The sequence below is a fragment of the Streptococcus handemini genome (genome assembly GCF_040984445.1).
In the GTDB taxonomy this organism is placed as follows: Bacteria; Bacillota; Bacilli; order Lactobacillales; family Streptococcaceae; genus Streptococcus; species Streptococcus handemini.
Map to the genome: position 1 here is coordinate 1 of NZ_JBFRYH010000071.1, position 8,821 is coordinate 8,821.

Consider the following 8,821-nt stretch of genomic DNA (forward strand, 5'->3'; position numbering starts at 1 on the left):
TTCTTTTTGGTGTATAATAGTGTTGCATCTCAGAGTCTTTCTAATTGTTGTTGTGGTGATTACAATTATATCTCTCTGAGATGTTTTTTAATACCCTTGACTGGCTAACTTCATTTTAGAACTTTCGGTTAAATGAGGTAGCAGAAAATTTTAAAGAAATTGAGTGATATGACTTGATTTTTCCCTATATTTTTTCATATAATAGAGGTAATGACGTTTTAGAGAAGAGGAGAGTAGTATGGCGAGTGTGAAATTTACAACAAAAGATATATATGAACAAGATTTTAAGATTGGTTTTCGAGGGTATGATCAAGATGAGGTCAATGATTTTCTTGATGATATCATGAAGGATTATGATGCCTATGAAGCAATTATTAAGGAATTAAAAGGGGAGATTGCGCGTCTGAAGGCACAGATGGCCAATGCATCTCGTGCTTCTGTTTCTGCAGCAGATGATGGTGAAACGCTACGGACAGAACGTTCAGCTTCAGCAACCAACTTTGATATCTTGCGTCGATTGAATCGTCTTGAAAAAGAAGTGTTTGGCAAGCACATCGCTCAGGAAGATTAGGAAGATATCAGCTTTTTGCAATTTTTGGATAATCGCATAGTAGATTTCTGCTATGAGGAAAGTCCATGCTAGCACTGGCTGTGATGCCAGTAGTGTTTGTGCTAGGCGAATCCATAAGCCTAGGGACGTAGCAATGCGTTACGGCGACCAAAACAGCTAAGTCGGAAGATATGCTCGAGTAGGTCTGAAAGTGCCACAGTGACGGAGTTCTTATGGAAACAGAAGAAGTGGAACGCGGTAAACCCCTCAAGCTAGCAACCCAAATTTTGGTCGGGGCATGGGAAAGTCGGAATTCGAACGAACTTTTCTGACTGCAATAGGCAGTAGACAGATGATTATCGAAGGTGGTAGTGCCTAGTACCACTGGAACAGAACATGGCTTATAGAAAATTGCATATATAGGTAAGCTAGCTTTGCTAGCTTTTATTGTAGGAGAATCATGAAAGAAAGATTTACATTTATTGCGACTGCTGCAGCAGGTTTGGAAGCGGTGGTTGGACGAGAAATTCGTGAGTTGGGTTATGAATGTCAGGTAGAAAATGGACGTGTCCGTTTTGATGGTGATATTACCGCAATGATTCAAACCAACCTGTGGTTGCGTTCTGCAGACCGCATCAAGATTGTTGTGGGAAGTTTTAAAGCAAAGACATTTGAAGAGTTGTTTCAGGGAGTATTCGCCCTAGATTGGGAAGCCTATTTGCCGTTGGGATGCAAATTTCCAATTTCAAAAGCCAAGTGCGTCAAATCAACCTTGCACAATGAGCCAAGTGTTCAGGCGATTTCCAAAAAAGCAGTGGTGAAAAAATTGCAAAAGCATTTTTCGCGTCCAGAAGGTGTGCCATTGCAGGAAGTAGGAGCGGAATTTAAAATTGAAGTGTCTATTTTAAAAGATGTTGCGACTGTTTTGATTGATACGACGGGTTCCAGTTTGTTCAAGCGTGGCTACCGGGCAGAAAAAGGTGGTGCGCCAATTAAGGAAAACATGGCAGCTGCGATTTTGCAGTTGTCCAACTGGTATCCAGATAAGCCGTTCATAGATCCAACTTGTGGCTCAGGAACGTTCTGCATCGAAGCGGCAATGCTGGCACGAAATATGGCACCTGGCCTAAAGCGTTCCTTTGCCTTTGAAGAATGGAATTGGGTTGATACCGCATTAGTAGAGCAGGCAAGAGAGCAGGCACGTGCGGCTATTCGTTCCGATTTGAAACTAGATATTTCGGGCTTTGACATCGACGGTCGCATGATTGAGATTGCGAAGCAAAATGCGATGGAAGCAGGGGTAGCACAGGACATTATCTTCAAGCAAATGCGTTTGCAAGATTTACGGACAGACAAAGTCAACGGGGTGATTGTTTCCAATCCACCTTATGGGGAGCGCTTGTTAGACGATGAAGCGATTATAACACTGTATGGTGAGATGGGGCAGATTTTTGAACCACTGAAGACGTGGTCAAAATTTATCTTGACCAGCGATGAACAATTTGAGAGTCGCTATGGCCGTCAGGCAGACAAAAAGCGGAAATTATATAATGGAACACTAAAAGTTGATTTGTATCAATTTTTCGGGCAACGGGTAAAACGTGTAGTGAAAGAGTAGGATAGGATATGGTAAAAGAGACAGAACATCAGGATAATCTTCCAGAAAACGATGAGAAAGTTTTGGACTTTGAAGATGCCAAGCACATGACCGTAGAGGAAGCGGTGCGCAAACACGAAGAGTTACAAGTCGGTGTCACAGACGAGGACGGTGTGCTAGACCGCTATATCAAGCAGCATCGTGATGCGATTGAGTCGGAAAAATATGAGACGAAGATCAATATCCCAGTGGTCACAGAAGAAGTTGCAGCGATGGGTAATTTAGCAGAGGAGGCTACCGATGAAGGGGTGACGGTAGAATTTCCTAGTGGCTATGAGGAAGTGCCGCTAGCAGATGAAGCAGTGGCTAGTGTAGTGGTAGAACCCTTCCCTGCGCCTGAATCTGCTGAGTTTAATGATTTTGAAGAAGATAGTCAAGTTGGTGTTTCAACGAAAAAGAAGGCGTTGATTTTGTCTAGTTTAGCTGCCTTATTTGTTGCGGTGTTAGCGACAGCGTTTGTGTGGCTCAATCATTCTGAGCAAAATAAGACAGCTGAGACCGAGGCAAGCAGTAGTTCAACGACCTCTACAAGTAGTCAAGATGCAAATACTAAGGCATTTAATACCCTTTATGCCAGCTTTTTCACAGACACCAGTCAGAGTAAATTGAAAAATAATCAATTTGATAAATTACCGAACCTGAAAGCCTTGTTGGATAAGATGGATTCTAAGTCGGCAGATTACAAAAAGGCTAAGGAAAAGTATGACCATTTGGAAAAAGCGATTCAAGCTGTTCAGGCAACGAACCAACAGTTTGACAAGCCGATTATTGTTGATGGAGAGTTGGATACAACTGCAACAGCCAAAGCAGATGCAAATTTTGCGTCTACAACGACAGGGATCGCAGGAGTAGATGCGACCGTTACCGCTGCAATTAACTTTGGCCGGTCTCAACAGGAAACACCAGCCTCTTCAGTAGTAGCTCCGAGTGCACCAGTAAATCCAGCTCCTGCGCCGGAAACTGCAGTGACAGAAGTTGCGCCAGCTGCACCAATCAGTGGAAATGCTGGTCAGGTTGTTGTCGGAATCAATCCATTGTATGGAATCGCCGTGCCAGCAGGAGTTACATTGCAACGCAACCTAAGTCGTGTACCGTATGACCAAGCGAAAATTGACGATGTGAATAATCCAGCCTGGGCCTTCAATCCAGGTGTCTTAGAGCAGATTATCACCGTGTCACAGGAGCGAGGGTATATTAGTGGCTACCAGTACATTTTAGAGCCAGTCAATATCATCAACGGAAACGGCTACTATAACCTTTTCCGTCCAGACGGAACCTATCTCTTCTCGATAAATGCTAAGACAGGGTATTTTGTTGGAAATGGCGCAGGCTACGCAGATGATTTAGATTACTAAGATAAAAAAGAACACTCGAATGGAATTGCTCCTTGTTTTATTTATATAGGTAGAGTTTGTTGGATATTTTCAAGTGAGTATTGCCTATTTTGAGTTTCATTTTTTTGCTAAAAACATGGAATAAGTCTATACTAAAGGGAATATAACAAGCAGAAAAGTAGAAGGAAAAGAAGAGAGATGAAAAAATGGGAACAGCTTGTCCTTGTTGGTGGGGCTGTGCTAATAAGTTACGGTTGTGTCGCACAGGACGCTACACCTGCGACCAGCACAGAACCAAGTCAGGAACAGGCAAATAAGGTAGAGTCTGCCAATACAGCGTTAGCCCTGAAAGGTCAAGAGTTGCCTAATTTTACGGTTCAGACAGCAGATGGCATGACCAAGGTGTCTACAGACTTAGTGAGTGATCGGCCAACAGTGCTAATTGCCTGGGCAAGCTGGTGTCCGGACTGTCAGCAACAACTCCCAATCGTGGAAGAATTGTACCAACAATATAAGGATAAGATCCACTTTGTCGGGATTAATATGACCGATGGTAGCCGAGAGACAAAGGATAAGGCAATGAAGTATCTATCAGAAAATAGTTATACCTTCCCAGTTGTATTTGATACAGAGTCGAAGGCCTTGGATGCTTTACAGGTGGATACGATTCCTACTATGTATTTTGTTCGTAATCACATGATTGAAAAAGTAGTCATAACCGTAGAAAACAAGGAAAATTTGGCTAAGTGGCTAAATGAGATGCTGTAAGAAAGGAGATAGAAAATGAAATTAAAACAATTTCTACAAAAAATAAATCACGCTGTGGCAGTCATTGCGCTTGCTTCCAGCAGTCTGGTTGCACCGCTGACAGTTTCAGCAGATGAAAACACCTAGACATCAGAAAATAAGATAACCTATGTTTATGAGGAACAATGTAAGGTCGGAAGAAATGTGGACGGAGACTTTACAGATGTTACGATTGAACATAAAAAGTGGGATGGAGAAAAGGGGAAAGAGGCTTATTCTGACCCTAGTGATAAAAAGTGGGAAATCAATGATTATCAAACTATTCATACCTTCTTTGACGGGTTTTTGAAGAATGACGGTTCTTTGAAAAGTGGAGATTTCTTCACAGTACAGTTACCCAAAGAGACTCGTTTTGAAGATTTGCTCCAGCAAGATTTGGTTAGGGCAAAGGATATTTACGCGAAAGATGGTAGCGGTGAGCTAGTTGCAAAAGCCCAATATGATTCAGAACAGAATACTATTACGTATATCTTTACCGATTATATAGAGAAACATAGGGAGATTCAAATCCATATAGAGTACATCGAAACATTGAACCAAGACAAACTCCAAGGAAATCAGAACTATACCTTTAGCGGAACCTACGCAGGGCATGTGTCTTCTTATAGCTATTACTTGGATAACTGGTCGGTGCAAGATGTAATACGTTTTAACAATGTTAATTCAGAAAATCCTGCAGAGGTTGTTAACAAACTGACAGAAGTGAATCCTATCAATACTACCTTTAAAACCGTGATGAATGCCAAGGTATCAGGTACTGGTAGTGAATTGAAGTTCACGTATGATCAAGACTCGAGAGTTATGCGTAGTGCTGACACCCACCTAACAATCTATGCTGTTCCAGAAGATGAAGTGCTGGACGGAAGCTTCCGTTCATATAGCGACACTTGGACAGATGTGACAGCTTCGTTCACAAGGGAAGAAAAAGGCAAAAATCTCGAATATACTACAAAAAGCAATACTCATACCCAGTATGTTGTTGTTTCAGAAGGGAATTATAGTCCAGATTTAGGAATTTGGGTTCAATTAGTAACTACTTATACCGATCAAACCTCTGGTAAGACGAAACCTTCGGGAATCGTCGCTTATATGACAAAAGAGCAGACTCAGGAGTGGGCAAAAGCAATTGAGAGTGGTGAATTAACAAAACCAAAAATATGTGTCCCCCACAAAGAAATCCGAATCGAAAAAGTTGATAGCAAAGATGAGAATAAAAAATTAGCAGGTGCAGAATTTGAAGTTTACAACGCTAAAAATGAGCTAGTTGCTACTGTGACGACAGATGAGGAAGGAAAAGCAAGTGTTTCAAATCTTCCTTTAGGTGAGTATACTGTCGAAGAAGTGATGGCACCTGAAGGTTACAAACCACCGAGGGAAGGAGAACAAACTCAAAAGATTGATTTAACAAAAGAGGCTGCAAAGGTTGCTATCTATAAAGTTAAAAACGAGAAATTAGAAGCAGGAAGCATCTTCTTCCAAAAAATTTCAGACGTTCCTTGTCCGCCAGGTCAAAACAGTAGTGCTGTTATTCAACTCCCAGAGAATTCAGGCGGAACCCTTGACCGAGCTAATTCGACTATCTCTGATGTCGTAAGTGGTGCGGATGTTCATCAATCAGGCTGCCGTGTCGCGGCTTCTACGGTACTGCAGTTGCCGAGGAACTCGGGTGGAGTCGTTGATAGAGAGAGTAGAATAGTAGGAAGGGCTACTGAAAGTGAGCCAAGTACTGCTGAAATTGGTAAGAAAGACGATACTACAAGTGTTGATTCCCCTATAGTGTATGCTTTAGCAGGTGTTGCCTTTGAATTACGGCAAGATGGCGAGGTCGTTGATACTGCTTACTCAGATAGTGTGGGTCGTGTGGCGTTTGAAAATGTGCCAATTGGCACCTATCAAATCGTTGAAATCTCAACAGTTGAGGGCTATGTCCTTGACAATGAACCAAGAGAGGTAACGATCGAGAGAGATGGTCAGGAACGTTACCTAGATCCGATTGTGAATCATCAAATTAAAGGTAGTGTTACCGTCAAGAAAGTTGATGCCACTGATGAGAATAAGGTACTTGCAGGCGTTGAATTTATTCTAACTTCAAAACAACAATCAGAAGATAAGGAAGCACAAGCAGAGGTATATTCCGCTAAGACAAGGGAAGACGGTGTTGCAACCTTTGAAAATATTCCATATGGCGAGTATATCCTTTCAGAAAAAGAAACGATTCCAGGCTACATAAAGAGTGATGAGAAACGAGAGGTTTCGATTAAAGAAAATGGAAAAGATGTTCCATTGGGTACATTCAAAAACACACCAGTTGCAATAAAACCAGCTACTGTTTCCCTTTCAGTAGATAAAGTACTTAAGGGTGCGGAGTTGAAAGCAGATCAATTTACCTTCGAATTGAAAAAAGATGGTCAAGTTGTCGCAACAGCTAAGAACGTAGCGACAGGTCGAGCTACCTTCGCAGAACAAACCTTCACAGCAGAAGGCGAGTATGAGTACACGATTTCTGAGAAGAACGATAAACAAACCAATGTAACCTACGATAAAAGCGAGAAGAAGGTTCTTGTTAAAGTTACCAAAGATGCGAACGGACAACTTGTTGTTACTGAGGTAACTTACGATGGTTCTACTAAGATTCCGACATTCACAAATAGTTACGAAGAGCCTAAGGTGACGCCAGCTACTGTTTCCCTTTCAGTAGATAAAGTACTTAAGGGTGCGGAGTTGGAAGCAGATCAATTTACCTTCGAATTGAAAAAAGATGGTCAAATTGTCGCAACAGCTAAGAACGTAGCGACAGGTCGAGCTACCTTCGCAGAACAAACCTTCACAGCAGAAGGCGAGTATGAGTACACGATTTCTGAGAAGAACGATAAACAAACCAATGTAACCTACGATAAAAGCGAGAAGAAGGTTCTTGTTAAAGTTACCAAAGATGCGAACGGACAGCTTGTTGTTGCTGAGGTAACTTACGATGGTTCTACTAAGATTCCGACATTCACAAATAGTTACGAAGAGCCTAAGGTGACGCCAGCTACTGTAGAACTACAAGCTAAAAAAGTTCTCAATGGTAAAGAACTAGGTGATCAGCAATTTGCGTTTGAATTGCACCAAGGTGCCGATGTTCTAGCAATTGTTTCGAATAGCAAAGATGGCTTGATCAAGTTCCCAGCGCTTACTTTTGACAAAGAAGGCACCTACACCTACACAATTACCGAGAGTAATGATGGTCAGGCCAATGTGAGCTACGATGGGATTGAAAAACAAGTGACAGTTACGGTAACGAAAAATGCCGAAAATCAACTAGTTGTAGAAGTTGCATACGATGGTAAAAATGAGATCCCAACCTTTACCAATACCTATACAGCGCCGCCAGCACCAGTAGTACCAGTAGTGCTACAAGCTGATAAGAAGCTAGCTGGAAAGGAGTTAGAATCAGGTCAATTTAACTTTGTGCTGAGAGGTGACGGTATTGAAGACAAACTAGTTGCCACAAATGATAAGGCAGGACGTGTGAACTTCCCAGAAATGACATTTGACAAAGAGGGAGTATATACTTACACGATTGCTGAAGAAAATGATGGTCAGGCCAATGTGACTTATGATTCTACTGAAAAACATGTTGTCGTTACGATCAGCAAAACAGGAGATAATCTTGTTGCAGATGTGAAGTACGATGGTTTACATGAAGTGCCAACCTTTACGAATATCTATGATGAGCCGAAATCGCCAAATAGCACGGTTATCATTAAAAAGGTTGACGCAAAAGATCATACGAAAGTATTGCCAGGCGTCGTATTTGTCTTGCATCAAGATGGTCAGAAAGATATAGAAGCTACTACTGGTGCAGATGGTATTGCCCGCTTTGAGCAAATTGCGCCAGGGACCTATGTTCTTTCAGAAAAAGTAACGATTACTGGATACCGTATTAGTTCTGAGACACGTGTAGTGACTGTGTTAGGTGATGGGAAAGAAGTTGACTTAGGTGAGTTTGAAAATGAACCTGTACCGCCAACTACACCAAGCACAAATACCCCACCAAGTACACCGCCAACTACACCAAGTACAAATACCCCACCAAGTACACCGCCAACTACACCAAGTACGAATACCCTACCAAGCGCGCCGACTGTTCCTTCAAGTACAAAACCAGTACCAGGTACACCAGCTCAGCCGCCAGTTCCGTCCTCTCCAACAACACCAGAAACGAAGACAATCCTTCCACGTACGGGCGAGACTAGGGCAGCTTGGCTAGCGATTCTTGGGGTTACTATCGCGATTGTAACTGGCTTTGTGTATCGAAGCAAACAAGAAAAATAAACAAAAAAAGAAAGGGAATTCCCTTTCTTTTTTAGACTGAAGACAAACTAGTCGAGAGCCTGGTTTGTCTTTTTGTTTTCTGTGTTATTTTTGAAAAAAATAGTCTAGAAGAGTGGTTTAGGGCAAAATAAAAAGGCCTTCCCGCCATCATTTTGA

Annotated in this window: 5 protein-coding genes and 1 other RNA gene; all 6 read left to right on the top strand. The window is 42.0% G+C overall.

The window, feature by feature from the left end:
• Positions 1–238: 238 nt before the first annotated feature.
• The gene (gene gpsB / locus ABPH35_RS09375; protein ID WP_349988551.1) at positions 239–571 is read left to right on the top strand and encodes a cell division regulator GpsB; all 333 of its coding nucleotides are present in this window, start codon (positions 239–241) and stop codon (positions 569–571) included.
• A 20-nt stretch (positions 572–591) separates the two neighbouring features.
• An RNA gene (rnpB, locus tag ABPH35_RS09380) (RNase P RNA component class B) lies at positions 592–959 on the top strand.
• A 51-nt stretch (positions 960–1,010) separates the two neighbouring features.
• Complete coding sequence (locus ABPH35_RS09385) at positions 1,011–2,168, top strand: THUMP domain-containing protein (RefSeq protein WP_368849763.1); 1,158 nt, start codon at positions 1,011–1,013, stop codon at positions 2,166–2,168.
• 8 nt (positions 2,169–2,176) lie between these two features.
• A complete protein-coding gene (locus ABPH35_RS09390; protein ID WP_349988549.1) occupies positions 2,177–3,562 on the top strand; it encodes a cell division site-positioning protein MapZ family protein in 1,386 nt (461 codons plus the stop codon).
• Positions 3,563–3,739: 177 nt separating this feature from the next.
• The gene (locus tag ABPH35_RS09395) at positions 3,740–4,309 is read left to right on the top strand and encodes a TlpA family protein disulfide reductase (protein ID WP_349988548.1); all 570 of its coding nucleotides are present in this window, start codon (positions 3,740–3,742) and stop codon (positions 4,307–4,309) included.
• A gap of 183 nt (positions 4,310–4,492) precedes the next feature.
• Complete coding sequence (locus ABPH35_RS09400; protein ID WP_368849764.1) at positions 4,493–8,665, top strand: Spy0128 family protein; 4,173 nt, start codon at positions 4,493–4,495, stop codon at positions 8,663–8,665.
• The last annotated feature ends 156 nt before the right edge of the window (positions 8,666–8,821 follow it).